Genomic DNA, 21,562 nt, shown 5'->3' on the forward strand with positions numbered 1-21,562 from the left:
TTCTACCTCGCTTTCCTGGTAAGAGCATATACTATCATTCCGTTTGATACAATAATCCTTATAACTTCGGAAACATCTATGCTGATTGCACTATTAATTACGGAAGGTGTCATTGTAAGTATTCCTTGGAATAATATAGTTCCTATAACAACATTGACAATAGAGGCTTTATTTACAGAAGCTCCGCCAAGAAGTATTGCTGCAACTGTTGGAAATACAAATGCCTGTGGGGCACCATACAGTTGTACAAAACCAAAACTCTGTGCATAAACAATCATTCCTATAGCTGCAAGTACAGTTGAAAAAATAACGGATACAGTTCTCATGTTGTCTACATTGATGCCCGCAGCCCTTGCAAATTCTGGGTTAGATCCAACTGCAGTTATTGCAGTACCAATTTTAGTTCTAAAAAATCCCCATACTAACAAACTCATAAAAATGAAAAACAATATCATTCCAGTTGGAATTATAAAATTATTTGTTACTTTTATGCTTAAAAAATTACTAATCTTATGAAACCAATACTCTTGAATACTTATCGTTACACGAAGTCCTTCTCCTTTAAAACCCTGTACACTTGCTGGATTCTTAAAAGGAAGTATAATCCACATCATATTCATGAAGAATACAAAGGAATATCCTACATAAGTAGCGATAATCATTTCATCTCCCTTGACCTTATTTAAGAGCAGGGCATATGCATATCCAAAAACTACTGCTATAATCATAGCAATTATAAAAGCTACTAGTATTCCAATTATCCCTACAAGCTTAAATTCCAAGCTTATAACTGCACCTAAAAGTCCTGCAACCAATCCTACAGGAATACCGAAATTCAAGCCACATCCAGACTGTATCATAGGTACCATAGCCAAAACAAGAACGGCATTCATTCCGAAACGAACTATAACATCATTAAGTGACATATCTGTTTTGACACCAAAAAACGGTCCTATAATAAATAACGCTACCAAAAATAATCCTATAATAATACGAGGCCATCCAAAATTCTTTATAAACTCTTTAATCTGCATCATAGCTTTTCACCTTCTTCGCTCAAATCATATTGACCTGACATAAGCAATCCGAACTCTGCTGCTTCAGCACCTGGAGATAAAATTCCTGATACCTTACCTTCACTGACAATAGCAATTCTATTGCATATAGACCTTAGTTCTTCAAGCTCTGATGAGACCATTACAATTGTAGTATTATTTTCCGCATTATATCTCCTTAATGCATCGAGTACAAGTTTTTTGCCCCAACATCTATACCTCTGGTAGGTTCAGATACAAACAAAAGACTTGGTTCGAGCGCAAAAGCCTTAGCAATACAAACTTTCTGCTGGTTACCTCCAGAAAGTTGTCTAGTAAACTGCTTTTCGCTTGTACATTTTATTTCTAAAGACTTAATGTATTCTTGTGCACATTCTTTCATGGCTTTATCATCACGCCATTTTATTAACCCGCCTAATAGTTTTTTAATAAACTTTTCCTGAACCTGCATTGCATCAAAAGCGATATTCCAGTCAATAGGCTCATCTAATAAAAGGCCTACGCCTCTACGATCCTCTGATACAAAGGCTAAACCGCTTTTTAATGCATTAAAGGTTGAGTTTAATGGCAATGAATTCCCATTAAATACGATTTCCCCCTCTGCAGGAAACAAACCTAATATACCATTTGGTATCCCAAGCTTCCCTTGTCCTGCCAGACCACCTATCCCAAAAATTTCACCTCTTTTAACACTAAAGCATACATCTCTTACTGTTTCTCCTGGCATATCAACCCAAAGATTTTTTACTTCTAGGATAATATCCTTATTGCTATCAGTGACATCTACAATTTTTGCAGATGCCGCTTTTTTATTATCAACATCTCTTCCTACCATCCATTCAGCAATCTGTCTTATATTTACACCTTCAACGGGTTTTTCAACCACAACCACACCGTCTCTTAGTACTACTAGTGTATCACAAGCTGCTGTAATCTCATGTAATCTATGTGAAATAAAGATAATAGACACACCCATATCCGCAAGTCTTCTCATTGATTTCAAAAGTATTTCTGCCTCTGATTCAGTTAAAACAGCTGTTGGTTCATCTAATATAAGCAATTTAACCTTTTCTCTATCAATCTCACGTGCAATTTCAATAAACTGCTTATGCCCAACAGGCAGTTCTGAAACAAGGGTATCAGGACTAAGCTGTACTCCTAAGGTTTCTATTGCCTTTTTTGCACTCTTTTTCATCTCATTCATATCAATAGTTTCTAAATTTCTACCAAATATCTTTGATACTACACTAGATTTAGTTTTTTCCATATTCAATAATATATTTTCTGATGTTGTAAAACCAGGTATAAGAGAAAATTCCTGGTGTACCATTCCAATTCCTGCTTTTAAAGCATCACTGGTATTTTTGAAATTTACTTTTTCACCATCCAGGTAAATTTGACCTTCATATCCTCCAGTTTCTGCTATAACAGTCATTCCAAAAAGTATTTTCATAAGTGTTGATTTTCCTGCACCGTTTTCACCTACTAGCGCTAATATTTTGCCCTTCTCCAGTGAAAAATTAATATCTTTTAATACCCTATTACCTTCAAATTGTTTGCTAACACCTTCTACCTTTAACAATAAGCTCTTATTTGACAATTATTTCACCTCTTATCATGCGAATCAATATATCCATACTTTATAGACATAGGGTTCCTAAATGAAATTTTAAGCTAGGAACCCTAAATTTTAACCTCTTTTTATATTGTCATAGTTATTTTATTTTCTTATATTTATCAGGTATTACTTCCTTTGTCTGACCTAAATAACCTTTTCCAAAAACATAAGTATCTTGATATAACATAACATGGTTCTTCTTTTCTGTTCCAGTTGCTCTGTCAATATAGTATGAACCGTTCCATGCTGCTCCTGGAGTAGATTTTTCATAGCAAGCCATTAAATCTTTAAAGGAATCTTTCTGTGCCTTTCCTTCAATTATTCTCTTTGCATACTCAGCAAGTGCCTCTGTTGAAGCATAGTTATATGAATAAGCCCATGTTCCCATTCTTCCGCTGCCACCTTTATCAATTACAGTCTTTTCAACTTTTTTAAGTATTTCAGGCCAATTTCCAGCTTCAGCTTTAAGATCAATTCCAAATGCTCCTGGATATCCCATTATTGGAGATGGAAGATCTGGTTCTACAAATATTGCACCAAGCTCAGCAACTCTCTTTAAAAGAGGCTCTGTCTGCGCATCGTTTGTGCAGAAGAAAGCAGTATCTTTTCCATACTTTTGTACCCATGCTGGCATTTTTTCAAGTATGAATTGTTGTGCACCTGGAATTCCAACGTCACTCATTGGGTCTGGAGCTGTTTCAAAAGCAAAAGTCAATCCTAAATCCTTACAAGCTTGTTCCATTATAGTTTTTCTTGCAGATAAAAGCTCAATACTCATGTGTCTTGGGAATGAAATGTGGACAAATGTCTTTGCTCCCATTTTCTTTGCAGCAAGAATCATTAAGTAACCACGGTTTATATTGTCTGCATTTACTACTAAATCAGATGCAGCTTCAACCATGTTAGTATCTTCCTGTGGCTCCCCTGCGAATAAAAGTATGTCTGGTCTCTTTTCTTTTATTTTCTTAAAAGCTGCAACTGTACCAGGAACTGATTGGTTAACAACAATAGCTTTCATATCTGGATCATCAGCTAGTCCAGCAATTTGAGCTATAGTTGTTTCTTGTTCCTGCATAAAGTTATCAGGATAAGTAACATGTTTTACTATTCCACCTTTTTGTACATCACCATATTCTTTAATAAATGCTTCCGCACCACGCAGTTCATCTTCTGATTGTGATACTGTGCCTGTTACTATACCGATGTGAAATTTAGTTTTTTTAGCACTTGAATCAGTGCTTGAGCCTCCGCATCCAACTAAGCCTAATGCCATTGTTGCTGTGATAATTAATGCTAGTACTTTTTTCAAAATAGTCCCCTCCTAAAATACGTTTTTTATATTAGTTTGAAAAGCAAAGCTTCTCAATTACTAATCACCTATAACTCTCCCCCGATACCTATTCCAGCATATTTATATTTAATTATGATTAATATATTCCAAAATTATCAAAATATTCATATTTTCATCAGCACTTTTTATACAGCATTTTTAAGGCATCTGAAAGAAAGTAACAAGTCAAAGATGCGACGGATATTTTATGTCAGACAAGGAGTCAGGTTCCGCAGATAGTCAGCACTATCTAAGGGTTCTGCGGACGCAGTATGACGAAAGATAGACTAACATACTGACTAGTTATTTTTTTGAAGATGCCTAAAGTAATAAAATCTTTAATTTTATGAACATAATGAGAAAATATGCATATAATAAATCGATGTAGTGTTTATTAGGAGGACAATTGTGAATAAAAATTATCAAGTTACAGATTTTGTGCCTTTTCAGTATCCTGTAATGTGCCCAATGATGATGTATAGAATGGGGTATAGAATGGAGGATTCAGAAATGGAAAGAAAAATTAAACCTCCAACTCAGCCGATGCCTCAACCACAACCTAAACCAAAACCTCAACCTCAGCCAATGCCTCAACCACAACCTAAACCTATGCCACAGCCTATTCCTAAACCAATACCTCAACCTATACCACAACCTACACAAGAATTAAAAATACAACCTAAAATACAACCAGCAAGTATGGAATTAAATATCCAACCTAAAATGGAACCGCAAAGTATGGGATTAAATATTCAACCTAGTATGCAGCCTCAAAATATGGGATTGAATATACAGCCTAGCATGCAGCCTCAAAACATGGAATTAAATATTCAACCTAAGATGCAGCCTCAAAACATGGAATTGAATATTCAACCTAGTATGCAGCCTCAAAATATGGGATTGAATATACAACCTAGCATGCAGCCTCAAAATATAGAATTGAATATTCAACCTAAGATGCAGCCTCAAAATATGGAACTAAATATTCAGCCAATGATACCGCCTACTAAAATGGAGCTTGATGTACAACCTAAAGTAGAAGCACAAAGTATGGAATTAAATATAAAACCTAAGATGGGATCAGTAGAAACTGAACCAATAAAACTACATTTAAAGATAGAACCTATAATGGAACCAACAAAAATGCAATTAAATATTCAACCAATAGTTCAGCCAGTTCAGCAACCAATAATGATGCAGCAGCCTATGATGAAGCCTATGATGTCATGTTATATGATGCCATGTTATATGATGAAACATCCATGCCATATGATGAAGCATCCATGCCATATGATGAAGCATCCATGCCATATGATGAAATACCCATACCATATGATGATGAGTCCAATGGCAATGCAGCATTCATCGATGTATCCTGACGCAGTTTCTCCAATGTCAATGCAGCATATGCACAGTTGTAAGTAATTTTATCTTAGTAGGTCTTTTTGACTTTACAAACATAAATAAGAATAAATAATGGAATATTGAAAGTTTTTCTTGAGAGTGTAAAAATTATCAATATAAAAGAAAATCACCATGAAATTTACATGGTGATTTTTTGTTTATATTCTTTTATGATTCCTTAATAATATTCTTTTCTACCATCTTTCTCTACCACAAGAGGAATAGTTATATCACCCTTTAACTCTTTATTATCACTTATAGTTATATATTTGTCTGTGATAATATTGTACAGCCTCGCATTTTTTCCTATAATTGAATTCTGGAGAATTATGCAATTTCTAAGCTCTGCTCCTTTAGAAACCTTAACCCTTCTAAAAATTATGCTATTTTCTACTGTTCCTTCAATTAAACATCCACTAGCTATTATAGAGTTTTTAACGATACACTCGTTGTTATATCTTGCTGGAATTTCATCATTGGTCTTTGTATATATAGGTCTTTCCTGTGAAAAAAGCTCTTTATTTATTTTATGATCCAATAGGTCCATGCTCGCCTTATAGTAGGACTTTAAAGAATTCACACAAGCTAAATATTCCTTAAATTCATAGCTTCCTACTTTTAACTTATCTAAAGAATTATATATATATAATTTCACTTTTCTATAGAAACCTGTACTTATACATTCATTAATTATGTCTATCAAAAACTTCTTTTTCATTATATAAATTCCCATGCCAATATTAGCATTTTTCCTATTTCCTATGTTTTTCCCAACACTCAGCACGGTTCCTTCCTCATCTATGTTTAAAGCCTCACAACCACAGAAATTTTCGTCTGCATCTCCCACTTTCTTATACGCCATAGTTATATCACAGCCTGACTCTATATGATTCTTTAATATGGATTTAAAATCAATATTACATATCATATAAGAAGAGGCAAATATAACATATTCTTGTTTGGCTCTATATAAATATTCTATGTTATTTGCAAAATTAGTTATATCATCTATACAAGGATCTGTGGTGGTAAAATTAAAAAATCTAAGCCCATCTATTTTTCTGTTTAAATCCCAAGGACGACCGTTACTCAAATGATCCATCAATGACCTTGATTGCATTTTAGAAAATATTCCTATACTTTCAACTCCTGCATTAGTTAGATTTGATAATATAAAATCTATAATTCTATACCTTCCTGCTATTGGGATAGAGGCTAACGGTCTATTTCTTGTAAGCTCTCTTATTTTATCTTCATTTTCGTCTAAATTAATTATACCCAAACAATTTTTTAACATAATACCCCTCCTCTAAAAATCCCTTAAAATTTCACTTTATTCTCTTGCAACTATGGACCCTGCCCTTATATCTTCGCCTCCACCTATTACTGTAACTTTCTTTCCATCTCCAATAATACAATCTCTTCTTATAATTACACTGCTTCCTACAATTGCTTTATTTATGATTACGTTATCTCCAATTTTAGTGTCTGGCATCACTACAGAGTTTATTATTTTAGAATTTTTACCTATTATGACTCCTGAGAATAATACGGAATTACTTACCTCACCATAGATTTCACAACCATCTACAGAAAGACTATTTTTAATCAATGCATTAGGTCCTATATATTGCGCTGGTCTAACATGGTTCTCAGAATATATTCTCCAGCTCCTATCATCCATGTTTAGCTCATTATCTTCTCTAAGCAAGTCCATATTTGCTTCCCATAAACTTTCTATAGTTCCAACATCCTTCCAATATCCTTGAAAAGCATAGGCATACATTTTCATGCCCTCGTAAAGCATCTTAGGTATTATGTCTTTTCCAAAGTCGTTGCTAGATTCTTTGTTATGCTGGTCTTCTCTTAAAAATCTCTTTAAAAGTTTCCAGTTAAATATATAAATTCCCATAGATGCTTTTGTACTCTTAGGATTTTTAGGCTTTTCTTCAAATTCATATATTGAGCCATCTTCATTAGTATTCATAATACCAAATCTACTTGCCTCTTCTAATGGTACGTCTATAACTGCTATAGTAGCATCTGCATTTTTTTCTTTGTGATATCTCAGCATATTCTCATAATTCATTTTGTATATGTGGTCTCCAGATAAAATTAATACATATTCTGGATTGTAACTATCTATAAAAGAACTATTTTGATGTATTGCATTTGCAGTACCTTTATACCAATCTCCTCCGCTTTCTTCTTGGTAAGGTGGTAGAATATATACCCCTCCATCTCTTCTATCAAGATCCCAAGGACTACCTATACCTATATGAGAGTTAAGCACTAAAGGCTTATACTGTGTTAATACCCCTACAGTATCTATGCCTGAGTTAGAACAATTGCTCAAAGTAAAATCAATTATTCTATATCTTCCACCGAAAGGAACTGCAGGCTTTGCAAGTCTTTTTGTAAGTATACCCAATCTCGAGCCTTGACCGCCCGCCAATATCATTGCCACAATTTCTTTTTTTAACATATAGCACCCTCTCCTCATTAACCAATTTATTAGAAATATTAAATGTATATAAATTTGTATATTTGGGTCTCTAATGGGTTCATTTTTACATACTCTGAAGTTATATCTTTCTTCATTAATTTTTCATCTAATAAATTATTAACATTTATGCTCAAGTCTTCAGTATACTGATAATATTCAAGTCCTAGGGGCTTTAATCTGATATTATAAGATTTTTCCTCAGACTTATTTATTATTATTATTGCTTTTGTCTTATCATAGTTTCTTTCATAGCATAGTATGTCTTCATTTATATTGTGGAAGTTTAAGTCTCCCTTAACAAAAACCTCATGTTTTCTTCTTAATTTTATAATTGCTTCGTAAATGTTGTAAATATTTACATCTTCATGTTTCCAAGGGTAAGGTTTTCTATTTAAAGGGTCTTTACCACCTGTAAGCCCTGCTTCATCTCCATAGTATATAAGAGGAACTCCTGGCATGGTCATTTGAATGGATAGAGCTATGATAAGCTTGTACATATTTTTTCTATTATCTTTATCTATTGAAGTTAAAATTCTTTCCGTATCATGAGTACCTAGTATATTTAAATTACAGTAAAAACTTTCCCTAGGGTAATTTTCATAAAGGCTCATAATATTTCTTATAAAGCCTTCTGCAGTAATTCGTGAATTTATAAAGTTAATCACTAAATTTCTAAAGGGATAATTTGTTACTGAGTCCAACTCTTCACCGAATAAATATTTTCTTTTTCTGGAATAGCTTATTTTATTAGATGCATCTTCCCAAACTTCTCCTATTAATACTGAATCCTCTTTAATTTCTTTTATATGAGATTTAAACAATTTTATAAACTCATCTGGAAGCTCGTCTGCTACATCTAATCTCCATCCACTGATACCAAGCTTCATCCATTTATTAATTACAGAATCTTTATCTTTTATTATAAAATTTATGTAATCTTCATTCATCTCATCTATACTTGGATGGTTGTCTATCCCCCACCAGCATTCATATTTATCTGGATATTCACTAAATATATACCACTTATAGTAGGTTGAGTATTTTGATTGATATGCTCCTAAACTTGAATAGTTTCCAAATTTATTAAAATATATGCTATCTGACCCTGTATGATTAAAAACTCCATCTAATATTATTTTTATTCCTAATTGCTCTGCTTTATGGCAGAGTTCTTTAAATATATTTTCATCGCCAAACATAGGGTCTATAGACTTATAGTCAGCTGTGTCATATTTATGATTGCTGGAAGCTTCAAAGATTGGATTTAAATAAATTATATCCACACCTAAATTCTTTAAATATTCTAGTTTTTCAATAACTCCTTTAAGGTTCCCGCCATAAAAATCCCATCTAACTACTTTACCATTAGCATCTCTTATATACATTGGCTCATCTTGCCAGGTTCCATATATGAAGCTGTTCTTCTTAGGATTATCCACTTTTCCATCTTTATTACCATTTCTAAATCTATCTACAAATATCTGATATACTATACCTTCTTTAAACCATATAGGAACTTCAAAGTCTTTGTGCACCGTTATTTGATAGCTTTTGGGTGAATATTGATAAACTCTTCCTTCTCCTCCTAGGCCATCTGCATTATTGCCGTAATATATAATCTGATAATCTTTATAAAATTTAAAATAGTAGTTTATTAATCCTTTATAATCTTCTTTTATACTTATTTCAGTAAAATAATTATATAGATCTTCATTAATTTTTTTTGAAGAAAGTCCTATGCATTCTTCTGTTCCGTCAAAATATATAAGAACTATTTCGGCTTTACTAAAATTCTCTGCCTCCAAATTTATATAAACCTTTTCTCCCGATTTTACTGCTCCAAAGGGTTTTCTGAACCTCCCTTCCCATGAATTATGTTTTATATAGTAGTCCATAAAAGTCACCTCTCCTTTAAGTAATCGATCCTTTATGGTTTCTAACTAAGAAGGTTAGATTGTACAAAGGGATACATTTACATTATTGCGAATAGATTTAAAAGGGGTTATCCTGCCAAAAACTCTGTAAACATATCCCAAGGCGTGAGTTAAGTGCTAAAGATTTTTATATAAATATCCTGAACCCCATATACCTGTAGCATACTCTTGTATTGTTCTATCGCTAGAAAATATACCGGAATGTGCTATATTCACAGCGCACATAGATTGCCACTTTGAAGAATCCCTATATAAACTATCTACCCTCTTCTGTGCTTTTAAATAGGAGTCAAAATCTTTAAGCACAAAAAATTCATCATTATAGGTGATAAGGTGTTCATAAATGGACTTGAATTTTTCTTTGTTACTGCAATAGAATCCATTTACTATATCCTCCGTAACTTGCTTTATTCTATAGTCTCTATTAACTATATCCCAGGCTGAATAGCCTCCTTTATGATAATAATCTAGAACCTCTCTTTTCGTTAGACCAAAAATGACGATATTTTCATCTCCAACTTCATCTCTTATTTCTATATTTGCCCCATCTAATGTAGCTATGGTAATTGCTCCATTCATCATAAACTTCATGTTACTTGTACCTGAAGCTTCTTTAGTGGTAGTTGATATTTGTTCACTTAAATCTGCGGCTGGAATTATAGCTTCAGCTACAGAAACTCTATAATTTGGGATAAAAACCACCTTTATTTTTTCATTTACCCTTGAATCATTATTTATCTTATTAGCCACGGCATTTATAAGTTCAATAGTATTTTTAGCAAGATAGTATCCTGGTGCTGCCTTACCTGCAAATATGAAGGTTCTAGGAATTACATCTAAATTAGGATTTTCTATAAGTCTTCTGTATAGTTCCATTATTCTTAAGCAATTCAAAACCTGCCTTTTGTAAGCATGAATTCTCTTAACCTGGACATCAAATAAAGAATTTGGATTTATAGAAATTCCTTGATTAAATTTCAAGTATTCTGCAAGTTTCTTTTTATTAGAAAACTTTATATCCTGCAGCCTTTCTTGAACTGCCCTGCTACCTGCATAAGCTTCAAAGGCCTCCATATCTGTAGGATGCTTTATAAAACTATCTCCTATAGTTTCTTTAAGAAGACCTGTAAGCTGAGGATTTGCTCGCATAAGCCATCTTCTATGGGTTATTCCATTAGTTTTATTGTTGAATTTTTTAGGATAGAAATAATAAAAATCGGCCATTTCCTGTTTCTTAAGTATCTCTGTGTGAAGTTTAGCCACACCATTTACACTATGGCTTCCTACTATAGCTAGGTGTGCCATCTTTACATAGCCATCGGATATTATGGCCATTTTACTGATTTTATCCCATTGTCCAATATATTTATTCCAAAGTTCTTCACAAAATCTTCTGTTTATTTCCTCAACAATCATATAAATTCTTGGCAATAAACTTTTAAACATTTCCACAGGCCATTTTTCTAAAGCTTCTGCTAAAATCGTATGATTTGTATAAGATATTATATTAGTAGTCATTCTCCAAGCTTCATCCCAACTAAAATTCTCTTCATCCATAAAAATTCTCATAAGCTCTGGAATAGCCAAGGTAGGGTGAGTATCATTTATGTGTATAGCTATTCTTTCATCTAAATCCTTTAAAGATCCTACATGAGTTCTAAAATGTCTTATAATACTTTGAATTCCAGCAGATACAAAGAAGTATTGCTGCTTTAATCTAAGCATTTTTCCCTCATAAAAACTATCATCAGGATATAAAACTTGTGATATAGCCTCTATAGAATTTTTGTATTCTATAGCCTTTAAGTGGTCTCCCCTACTAAAAGAAGAAAAATCAAATTCGTCATATAAAGGCTCTGCACTCCAGAGTCTTAAAGTGTTAACCACCTCATTTTTATAACCTATGATAGGAATATCATAAGGAACTGCTAAGACAGGCTCATATTCTGTATGGTTAAATTTTAGCTTACCATTTTCACTGAACATATCTACTTTTCCAACAAATCTAACTATTTGAGCCTTATCTGACTTTTTTATTGACCATACATTACCATTTTTTAGCCACTCATCTGGCGCTTCTACCTGCGAGCCATCTATTATCTTTTGTTCAAAAAAACCATACTTGTATCTTATGCCACAGCCATGTCCAGGTATATTTAGTGAAGCCATAGAATCTAAAAAGCAAGCAGCTAATCTTCCTAAGCCACCATTGCCTAGCCCTTGATCTTCCTCTAAAATCTCTAAAGCATCAAGATTTATATTTAAATCATTTAATGCTTCTTTGCATATATCTCTTATCCCTAAATTGCTCAAAGCATTATCTAACAATCTTCCAAGTAGAAACTCCATAGAAAAGTAATATACCTGCTTTTCTCCAGTGGTGTCATACCTTTTATTTGTGTTAATCCAGGTTTTGACTACATAATCTCTAGTAAGGCTTGCTAAAGCTTCATATTTGTTATAGTCTGTTCCTTCCAATAAGTCCTTTCCATGAATTTCTATAAACTTTTCTTCATAGTCTTTTTTAAAAGTTTCCTTATCTATTTTTAACATCTAATTCCTCCTTTTAGTCGGAACACTGGGTAATTTTGCTTGCTTCCCTTCGGGTACTGGGTAACTTAAGATTTTCGCTTCCGCTTACAAGTTACCCGTAAAAGTTCATTTAGAACTTTTACCTCCTAATATAAAATATTAAGATAGACTAAAGCATACTTTCATAAAGCTCTTTATAGGCTTCCGCTGACTTGTTCCAGCTATTATCACTTTCTAAGGCTTGAATTACTATGCTTTTCCAAAGATCTTTATCTCTATAGAATTTCAGTGCTGTTTCTATAACATAAAGTAAGTCATGGGCATTGTAATTAGTAAAACTAAAACCATTACCTTCACCAGTAAACTTATTGTATGCTTCTACAGTATCCTTAAGTCCACCGGTTTCTCTTACTATAGGTAAAGCTCCGTATCTTAAAGCTATGAGCTGACCTAATCCACAAGGTTCAAATAAAGAGGGCATTAAAAATATATCTGAAGCTGCATATATTTTGTGAGCTAATACATCATCAAAATATATATTGGCAGAGACTTTATGTGGATATTTTTCATGAAGATATTTAAAATACTCCTCATAATCACTATCTCCGGTGCCAAGTACCACCAGCTGTATATCCCTATTTACAAGCTCCTCACCTATATGCTTTATTAAATCCATTCCCTTTTGGGCAGTAAGTCTTGATACTATACCAATCATTGGAACTTCTTTATTTATCTCAATACCTAATTGTTCTTGAAGTTTCTGCTTATTAACTGCCTTATCTTCTAAATTATTTTTGCCATAGTTTTTGTATATAACGACATCTTTTTCTGGATTATAAATATCATAGTCTATTCCATTTACTATGCCTGATAGATTACTAGCTCTGTTTTGCAGAAGTCCATCTAATTTTTCTCCATAATAAGGGCTTTGAATTTCTTGAGCATAACTTCTGCTTACGGTGGACACCTTATCACTGTAGTTTATACCACCCTTCATAAAGCTTACTGCTCCATACAATTCTACACTGCCGTCTTTATATATATCATCACTGAATCCAAAAAGTTCACCTAATATACTTACATCATAATTTCCTTGGAATAATATATTATGTATGCTATATAAGACTTTTATGTTCTTATAAAAATCCTCTTTACCATACTGAAGTTTGTATAGCACTGGTATCATACCTGTATGCCAATCATTGCAGTGTATAACATCTGGCTTCCAATCTATCTCCTTTAACATCATAAGTACTGCTCTATCAAAATATGCAAATCTCTCTCCATCATCATAATGTCCATAAAGATTATCTCTAAAAAAGTAGTATTCATTATCTAATAGATAATATTTAACTGAATCTACATCACATTCAAATACTCCAGCATATTGATTTCTCCAACCTACAGGGACTGTAAAAGATTTTTGAAAATTATACTGTATTTGTCCCTTAGCTTTATATTTTTATATTTTGGTATTACAACTCTTGCATCTATCCCTAAAGCTTTAAGATACTTAGGAAGAGCGTAGGCTACATCTGCCAGCCCTCCTGTTTTAATAAAAGGATCCGCTTCAGAGGCTATAAATAATATTTTCATTATTCCACTTTCCTTTCATTTTTGTCCTTTTTATTCACTACTTCCTTTATATCTTGCTTATTTCTTTTATCCTCATCATCAGTTATTATCTCTATTATTTCCTTATGTTTTTTATCATTTAATTTGTAAACTTTATTTACCTTAAGTATGACTGCAGCCATAGGAGGGACCTTAATTTTTATATGATATAGCTCTTTGTGCCAAGGTTTTTTCTCTGCATAAAGTGTACTCTCCATTGTTTGTCCCGACCCACCATACTTTTTGCTATCTGTATTTAAGAGCTCCTTATATTCCCCTAAGTATGGAACTCCAATTTTGTAATCGTAATATACCATAGGGGTAAAATTGCATATAATGATTAAAGTTTCCTGTGGTACATTGGTTTTTCTCATAAAAATTAATATACTTTGATTAGAGTTGTCTGCATCAATCCACTTGAAGCCTTCAAATTTATAATCATAAAGCCATAAAGCTTTTTCTTTTCTATATAAATTATTTAAATCTCTAAAAAATTCCTGGGTACTCTTATGTATTTCAAAACTTTCAATAAGCTTCCATTCTAATTCTTCATAATGTCTCCATTCTATAAATTGAGCAAATTCTGTTCCCATAAAGGTACTCTTTTTACCTGGATGAGTGAACATATAAGCCATAAACAATCTTAGTCCTGCAAACTTGTTCCAATAATCGCCCCACATCTTATCTATTAATGATTTTTTCCCATGTACCACCTCATCGTGAGATAGAGGTAATATGAAATTTTCTGAGTAATTATACATTATAGAGAAGGTTATGCGGTTATGATGATGTTTTCTATATACAGGGTCTAAACTTATATACTCTAAAATGTCATTCATCCATCCCATATTCCATTTAAAATTAAAGCCTATTCCCCCTATGTCTGTAGGTTTGGTTATCATAGGCCATGACGTGGATTCCTCTGCAATCATTAATAGATTAGGAACTTCTTTAAACAAGGATTTGCTTAACTCCTTAAAGAATTCTATAGCCTCAAGATTTTCACTGCCCCCATTTTTATTTGGAGTCCATTCTCCTTCTTTTCTGTCATAATTTAAGTAAAGCATATTTGTTACTGCGTCTACTCTCAATCCATCAATATGATATTCTCTAAGCCAAAATAATGCATTTGATATAAGAAAATTCCTTACTTCTGGTTTTCCCAGATCAAAATTGGCAGCTCCCCAGCCTCTATTTTCCGCCTTATTTACATCTTCATATTCATAGGTAGGCGTGCCATCAAATCTATAAAGTCCATGCTCATCTTTACAAAAATGTCCTGGAACCCAATCCAATATAACCCCTATACCTGTTTTATGCAGTGTGTTTATCAAATACTTAAAATCATCTATTGTACCATATCTGCTTGTAACAGAATAGTATCCAGTAAGCTGGTAGCCCCAAGAGTCATCTAGAGGATGTTCCATTACAGGCATTAGCTCTACATGTGTATAACCCATACTTTTCACATAGGTCGCTAGCTTATCTCCTATTTCCCTATAATTTAAAAACTCTCCCTTTTCATCTCTTCTCCAAGAGCCTAGATGTACCTCATAAATATTTATAGGATTTTCATATATATTTTGAGAATTTCTATACTCCAGCCACCTTTTATCTCCCCATCTGAAATTTTTCCTTTTCACAGCATAAGAGGCAGTATTAGGTCTCTTTTCACTATAAATTGCATATGGATCGGCTTTTAAAACCTTTTTGCCGCTCTTTTGAGTTATTTCATACTTATAAATAAAATTTTCCTTTAGCCCTGACACAAACAAGCTCCATAAACCTTCATCATTCAATCTTTTAAAAGAATATTCTTTTTTAGATTGCCAGTCATTAAATTCTCCAACTACCCTTACTTCTGTAGCCTTTGGAGCCCAGACAGTAAATCTTACTCCCCACCTTCTGTCCTCTTTTACATAATGCGCTCCCATAAATTTATAACAATTATAATGGGTTCCTTCATGAAAAAGGTGAATATCGTAATCTGCTATAATAGTTCTGCTCTTTTCATAGATTTTATTTTTCACTCTCATACTTCTCACCTCTTTTTAAGAAATTTATAAATATTTCTACTTGTTCATTAATTCTACAAAACCTTTTTTATACCTTCTAAAAATAGTACAAATATTCATAATTGAAGCTTTTCAGTGAAATCTTATGCTGAAAATGATTACTGCATGCTTTATATAGATATTTCAAGCTGTATTGGTTTTATTAATAAAAAAATAAAAACATGAAAAATATAGAAAAATAAACTAATTTCACGTATAATTTATACAAAGATAAAGCTTATTTTTAATAAATAATATTTTCTGTAATTTTTATATTAAATCTAGATGTAAATATAACTTAAGCTTAGAAAAGAGGTTGAAATCGTGGAAACAAATATTTTATTAGAAAGTGGAACTGGAGAGGTCGAAATACTTGAATTCGTAATTAATAACAAACACTATGGAATAAATGTAATAAAAGTAAAAGAAGTGTTGGAAACAGACAACTTAACTAAACTTCCTCAAACACCTCCTACTATTGCTGGACTTATTTTAAATAGGGATGAAATTATAACCCTTGTAAACTTAAAATATGTATTAGAAAAAAACTCTGAGGTATCTAAACAGAACACTATAATACTATGTGAATTTAATAAATCTAGAGTTGCTTTTAATATTGATAGAGTAGTAGGAACTCATAGAATAGGATGGAACAAAATAACTAAACCAGATAATCTATTCGCTGATTCTTTAGTTATAGGCAATATAATACTTAATGATAAGATACTTTTTTTATTGGATTTTGAAAAAATAGTTACCGATATAAATCCAAAAGTAGGTATAAGCGAAGAAAGAATTGAGAATGTTGAGTATAAGGATAGATCCAATATTAAACTTATGCTAGCAGACGATTCTTTCTTAATAAGAAGCTTATTAAAAGATACTTTAACAAAGGCGGGATTCAGTAATTTAAGTTTTTTTGATGATGGTGAACAAGCTTTAAATTATTTATATGATCTTGTAGAAGAAAAGAAGGAAAAGTTTATTGATGAAGTACAAATACTTATAACTGATATAGAAATGCCAAGAATGGATGGTCATACACTTACCAGAAAGATTAAAGAACATAAGATATTAAAAAATCTTCCAGTAATAATTTTCTCTTCTTTAATTACTGATGATTTATCTCATAAGGGAATATCTGTTGGAGCTGATGCTCAAATGAGCAAACCTGAAATAGATAATCTAGTAAAATTGGTAGATGAGCTTATGGTAAAAAACAAAGCTCATTAGTATGTCTATATAGGGTTTCAAACTAGAAAATTGACTTACGCAAAGGGCTATGTTTCCAAAGCTAAAAGTTTTTAACGGACTGAAGCTTGGAAACATAGTCCGAGGTGTAAGTCAATTTTCGGCCTTGTAACCCTATATATTATATTCTCTTACTTTCTAGTTCTTTTTCCTGAAGTAGCTGGTTTGTATATAATCTATAGTAGTATCCTTTTCTTCTTAACAATTCTTTATGATTTCCAGCTTCTATTATCTTTCCTTTTCTTATAACAAGAATTTTATCTGCTGATACTATAGTAGATAGTCTATGGGCTATTATAAAACTTGTTCTTCCTGATAGAGTTTTTTCTATAGCGTTTTCTATCATTTTTTCTGTTTCTGTATCGATAGATGAAGTAGCTTCATCCAGTACAAAAATAGCTGGATTTGCTATAATTGCTCTGGCAAAAGAGATAAGTTGTTTTTCTCCTGTGGACAGATTCCCTCCACCTTCCCCTACCTCAGTGTCATAGCCTTTTTCCATATCCATAATAAAGTTATGAGCATTTACAAGCTTTGCTGCTTCTTCGATTTCTTCTTGCGAAGCATCAAGTTTTCCATATCTTATATTGTTCTTGATAGTTCCGCTAAACAAATGAGGACTTTGAAGAACATAACCTAAGTTTGATTGAAGCCATAAAAGAGATCGTTCTCTATAATCTTTTCCATCAATTAATATCTCTCCACTATTTGGTTCATAGAATCTACAGAGTAAATTTACAATTGTACTCTTTCCAGAGCCAGTTTCTCCAACCAAGGCTATAGTTTCTCCTTTTTTAACCTTTAAATTAAAGTTTTGAAGTACTTTTTCCCCATTTTTATAAGAAAAGCTTACATTCTTAAATTCTATTTCTCCATAAATCTTTTCCCAATTTTCTTTGTTTGGGTTAAATAAGTCTCCATAAACTTTCACTACATCTTTTTTGTCCCATATGTCTGGTTCAGTTTCTACAAGAGTTATTATTCTCTCTGCTGAAGCCTGAGCATTCTGCAGTTCCGCTAAAGTTTCTGCCAATCTACTTAATGGATCAAAGAACTGTATAGTGTATGAAATAAACATTACAAAAGTACCATAAGTTAAAGCTCCTGTAATTACTTTACCTCCTCCAAACCAAAGAGCTAATCCTGTTCCTATGCTTCCCATGGATATAACTATAGGAAGAAATAATGATGAAAACATTACAGCTCTTACTGCTGAGTACCTCATACTGTCGGCATCTCTCTTAAACTCTTTTAAATTTTCATTTTCACGTACTAAAGTCTTAGTAGTTTTTGCCGCTGCTACCTCTTCACTAAAGTCCGCAGTTATCTGTGAGTTTAATTTTCTAACTTTTCTGTAGGACTTTAAAATTTTCCTTTGAAAGAACATTCCTATGACAAATAATATTGGAACTACACACATGCTTATAAGTGTCATTCCAACGTTGTAATATAACATAATAGCCAAGAATCCTATCATCATCGATACGGCCCACACCATATCAATCAATCCCCAAGACACTATTTCACTCAGCCTTGTTACATCAGATGTCATTCTCGACATAAGCCAACCAACTGAGGAATTGTCATAGTAAGAAAAAGATAGCTGCTGAAGTCTTTTAAACCCAAGTTTTCTTATATGATAAGCCAGTTCCGTCTCTATTTTACCAGCCTGCATTATAAAAAGCTTAACATTTAAAGCCTGAAAAGCAAAAATTCCAAAATAAGCTATGGTGAAAGCTTTGAGTCCATCTGTGCTTTTCTTTGCGATAAAGTTATCTATAGCATATTTAGTTAAAAGAGGAAGCACTGCATCTATTCCTGCTACTATAATCATTAGAAAAGCCATTATAATAAGACCTTTCTTAAATTCATATAAATATTTAAAGAATCTTTTCCAGATACCAAGATTAAACTTTTCCGTTATTTTATATTCATCGATTCTTTCCATAAAAATCACCTCCTAAATTACTCATTACAAGCCACATCTTCATCCTCAAGGTTATCTACAGAATTTTGTATTTCCCAAATTCTCTTATATACACCATCTTTGTTTATCAATTCTTTGTGGCTTCCAATAGCTTCAATTATTCCTCTGTTTAAAACAATAATCTTATCTGCATCCATAACTGTAGAAATTCTGTGAGATATTATAAAAGTAGTGACACCTTTACTTTTTTCCTTTAACTTTTGTCTTATGATTTTATCTGTCTCCGCATCTACTGCACTTAGTGAATCGTCAAAAATCAAGATAGGTAGATTTTTTATAAGAGTTCTTGCTATAGAAACTCTTTGTCTCTGACCACCAGATAAGGTAACGCCATTTTCCCCTACTATGGTGTCATAGCCTCTTTCAAATGAAGTTATTACACCATGAACTGCTGCCATAGAAGCTGCAGTTTTTACCTCCTTGTCATCTGCATCCAGCTTAGATATTTTTATATTATCTTTAATTGTTCTCGAATAAAGGAATGCTTCTTGAAGCACCATGCCTATTCTACTTCTTACCCACTTTCTTTCTATATCCATAAGCTCTACTCCGTCAATCTTTATAGATCCTTTGTTATAGTCATAAAGCCTTAATAAAAGGTGCACTAGCGATGATTTCCCTGAACCTGTAGGTCCTACTACTGCTACTGTTTCTCCTTTATTTACTTTAAAACTTACATCCTTAATTACAGGAGTATCTTCTTCATATCCAAAAGTTACATTTTCAAAGCATATTTCACCCTTTATTTCAGGTCTTAAAGCTTTGCGCGTTTCTTTTTCTTGAGGTACATGCAGTATCTCCCATATCCTTCCCATGGAAACTGTCATCTTTCCCATATCCGAAAGAATCCTTCCAAGCTGTCTTACAGGCCAGAGAAGCATAGTTTCATAGGTTATAAATACTACTAAAGTACCAAGACTTATGTCTCCATTTACTGTGAAGTAAATACCAGACATTAATACTAGACCTATCTGAATTGTACAAAGGAAGTCTGATATTCCCCAGTAATTTGACATTAAATAAATTATTTTATAAATAGAATCTTTATATTTCTTATTTTCTTTCTCATATTTTTCTATTTCAAAGTTTTGTCTTCCAAAGGCTTTTACTACTCTCACGCCTGTTAGATTTTCTCTTAACACAGATGTAAGGGCACCCTCTTGTTCATCAGCCTTTATAAAATTATGCTGAATTTTATTGAAAAATGTTAAAGAAAATATAAATATTATAGGCACCACACACATTGCAATTATTGTCATCTTCTTGTTTAACGAGCTCATCATAATAATGGCAAAGGTTACTATAAATACAGCTCTTCCTATCTCAACCATTTGAAGTGCAAAGAACTTTCTTACTGTATCTACATCCGAAGTACATCTTTGAATTAAATCTCCAGACTCTGATTTTATATGATATCCATAAGGAAGTTTTTGAATATGGTCATATAATCTAACCCTTATATTTCTTGCCATATTTTCAGCAGCTTGCGCAGAAAGCTTTCCTTTTAAATAAAGAAAAATACCTCTTACACAAGTTAAACTTACTAGAGTTAAAGAACATATCCATAAATTTCTTCCTAAAATTTCTCTTCCTCCTAAAACTTGTACTAAACTTTCAACAGGCTTAGGAACATTTAATGGTTTATTTCCTATTATAGAATCTATAGTAACTCTAATAACCATAGGTTCTACCATAGCTATAAAAGAAGCAATTCCGATAGATAGTATTGCTATTGTATATAAAAGCCTACTTCCTTTAGTCAACTCTATAATTTTTTTCATCCTATTCATCTCCTTTTAACTGCCAATATAGAGTTTTAGGTTCCAAATCTGTATTAGCCTGGTCAGGTATAAAATATAGAATTCCAGTCATTAGTTTTTCTTAAATTCTCTTTTTTGTTCATAATCACCACTCCTTTTTAAATGAAACTCCTTCTCCTTTAGTCGAATGAGTACACGCTGTGTAAGCGACTATCACCAAATCAAAGATTTGGGATATCTGCTTAACCCATTCACACAAAATCAAAGATTTTGGTTCTCTGCTTAAATATAAAAAGCCGCAGAATAATTTTTCTACGGCTTTTAGACAGAATTTATTATATATTGGGCATAACTTCCCCAACATATAAATAGGTAAGCAATATAAAAAGCCATAGGTATACAACCTATGGCAATTTTCCACTATAATTAATGCTAACTATTAAAAGTTAACTATACCAAGGTCGTATATATGTGTTTTATGTTGTTTTGCACTTGAACTGGCTGCTAATAACATTAA

At 32.6% G+C, this 21,562-nt stretch carries 13 protein-coding genes and 1 pseudogene; 2 read left to right on the top strand and 12 right to left on the bottom strand.

Annotated features, from left to right (window positions below):
- Window positions 1-2: 2 nt before the first annotated feature.
- From RCG18_RS27500 to RCG18_RS27510, 4 genes are all read right to left on the bottom strand, one after another.
- Window positions 3-1,037, bottom strand: a complete 1,035-nt coding sequence (locus RCG18_RS27500) for an ABC transporter permease (protein WP_374118996.1) — start codon at window positions 1,035-1,037, stop codon at window positions 3-5.
- On the bottom strand, window positions 1,034-1,198 hold the full coding sequence (locus RCG18_RS29200) for a hypothetical protein (RefSeq protein ID WP_374118997.1): 165 nt from the start codon (window positions 1,196-1,198) through the stop codon (window positions 1,034-1,036). The genes RCG18_RS27500 and RCG18_RS29200 overlap by 4 nt, the downstream gene beginning before the upstream one ends.
- Before the next feature lie 35 nt (window positions 1,199-1,233).
- Window positions 1,234-2,655 carry a sugar ABC transporter ATP-binding protein gene (locus RCG18_RS27505; protein WP_374118998.1) on the bottom strand — a complete coding sequence of 474 codons (1,422 nt, stop codon included), beginning with the start codon at window positions 2,653-2,655 and terminating at the stop codon, window positions 1,234-1,236.
- A gap of 115 nt (window positions 2,656-2,770) precedes the next feature.
- The gene (locus RCG18_RS27510; RefSeq protein ID WP_374118999.1) at window positions 2,771-3,982 is read right to left on the bottom strand and encodes a DUF3798 domain-containing protein; all 1,212 of its coding nucleotides are present in this window, start codon (window positions 3,980-3,982) and stop codon (window positions 2,771-2,773) included.
- 429 nt (window positions 3,983-4,411) lie between these two features.
- Here RCG18_RS27510 and RCG18_RS27515 point away from each other — a divergent pair, with 429 nt between their 5' ends.
- On the top strand, window positions 4,412-5,428 hold the full coding sequence (locus tag RCG18_RS27515; protein WP_308039147.1) for a hypothetical protein: 1,017 nt from the start codon (window positions 4,412-4,414) through the stop codon (window positions 5,426-5,428).
- 157 nt (window positions 5,429-5,585) lie between these two features.
- Here RCG18_RS27515 and glgD read toward each other — a convergent pair whose 3' ends face one another.
- The 6 genes and pseudogenes from glgD to glgB form a co-directional block, all read right to left on the bottom strand.
- On the bottom strand, window positions 5,586-6,704 hold the full coding sequence (gene glgD / locus RCG18_RS27520; RefSeq protein WP_308039148.1) for a glucose-1-phosphate adenylyltransferase subunit GlgD: 1,119 nt from the start codon (window positions 6,702-6,704) through the stop codon (window positions 5,586-5,588).
- 36 nt (window positions 6,705-6,740) lie between these two features.
- Window positions 6,741-7,892, bottom strand: coding sequence for a glucose-1-phosphate adenylyltransferase (locus RCG18_RS27525; RefSeq protein WP_308039149.1), 1,152 nt, complete (start codon window positions 7,890-7,892; stop codon window positions 6,741-6,743).
- 38 nt (window positions 7,893-7,930) lie between these two features.
- Window positions 7,931-9,808 (bottom strand): glycoside hydrolase family 13 protein, encoded by a 1,878-nt coding sequence (locus RCG18_RS27530; RefSeq protein ID WP_308039150.1) that lies wholly within the window; start codon window positions 9,806-9,808, stop codon window positions 7,931-7,933.
- A 156-nt stretch (window positions 9,809-9,964) separates the two neighbouring features.
- Window positions 9,965-12,400 (bottom strand): glycogen/starch/alpha-glucan phosphorylase, encoded by a 2,436-nt coding sequence (locus RCG18_RS27535; RefSeq protein WP_308039151.1) that lies wholly within the window; start codon window positions 12,398-12,400, stop codon window positions 9,965-9,967.
- Window positions 12,401-12,548: 148 nt separating this feature from the next.
- Window positions 12,549-13,975, bottom strand: a pseudogene (glgA, locus tag RCG18_RS27540) (glycogen synthase GlgA).
- Entirely contained in the window at window positions 13,975-16,029 is a 2,055-nt protein-coding gene (gene glgB, locus RCG18_RS27545) for a 1,4-alpha-glucan branching protein GlgB (protein ID WP_308039152.1), read from the bottom strand. The pseudogene glgA and the gene glgB overlap by 1 nt, the downstream one beginning before the upstream one ends.
- Window positions 16,030-16,371: 342 nt before the next feature.
- Between glgB and RCG18_RS27550 the strand changes: the two genes are divergently transcribed.
- Complete coding sequence (locus RCG18_RS27550; protein ID WP_308039154.1) at window positions 16,372-17,280, top strand: chemotaxis protein; 909 nt, start codon at window positions 16,372-16,374, stop codon at window positions 17,278-17,280.
- 139 nt (window positions 17,281-17,419) lie between these two features.
- Here RCG18_RS27550 and RCG18_RS27555 read toward each other — a convergent pair whose 3' ends face one another.
- Both RCG18_RS27555 and RCG18_RS27560 read right to left on the bottom strand, forming a co-directional pair.
- On the bottom strand, window positions 17,420-19,246 hold the full coding sequence (locus tag RCG18_RS27555) for an ABC transporter ATP-binding protein (RefSeq protein WP_308039155.1): 1,827 nt from the start codon (window positions 19,244-19,246) through the stop codon (window positions 17,420-17,422).
- Window positions 19,247-19,263: 17 nt separating this feature from the next.
- Entirely contained in the window at window positions 19,264-21,066 is a 1,803-nt protein-coding gene (locus tag RCG18_RS27560) for an ABC transporter ATP-binding protein (protein WP_308039157.1), read from the bottom strand.
- Window positions 21,067-21,562 lie beyond the last annotated feature (496 nt).

This window comes from Clostridium sp. OS1-26, from assembly GCF_030915445.1.
Classification (GTDB): domain Bacteria; phylum Bacillota; class Clostridia; order Clostridiales; family Clostridiaceae; genus Clostridium_AM.

Coding starts and splice junctions, on each gene's coding strand:
- RCG18_RS27535 (WP_308039151.1), bottom strand. CDS start 12,400: ATGTTAAAAATAGATAAGGAAACTTTTAAAAAAGACTATGAAGAAAAG.
- RCG18_RS27525 (WP_308039149.1), bottom strand. CDS start 7,892: ATGTTAAAAAAAGAAATTGTGGCAATGATATTGGCGGGCGGTCAAGGC.
- glgB (WP_308039152.1), bottom strand. CDS start 16,029: ATGAGAGTGAAAAATAAAATCTATGAAAAGAGCAGAACTATTATAGCA.
- RCG18_RS27555 (WP_308039155.1), bottom strand. CDS start 19,246: ATGGAAAGAATCGATGAATATAAAATAACGGAAAAGTTTAATCTTGGT.
- RCG18_RS27530 (WP_308039150.1), bottom strand. CDS start 9,808: ATGGACTACTATATAAAACATAATTCATGGGAAGGGAGGTTCAGAAAA.
- RCG18_RS29200 (WP_374118997.1), bottom strand. CDS start 1,198: ATGGTCTCATCAGAGCTTGAAGAACTAAGGTCTATATGCAATAGAATT.
- glgD (WP_308039148.1), bottom strand. CDS start 6,704: ATGTTAAAAAATTGTTTGGGTATAATTAATTTAGACGAAAATGAAGAT.
- RCG18_RS27500 (WP_374118996.1), bottom strand. CDS start 1,037: ATGATGCAGATTAAAGAGTTTATAAAGAATTTTGGATGGCCTCGTATT.
- RCG18_RS27560 (WP_308039157.1), bottom strand. CDS start 21,066: ATGAAAAAAATTATAGAGTTGACTAAAGGAAGTAGGCTTTTATATACA.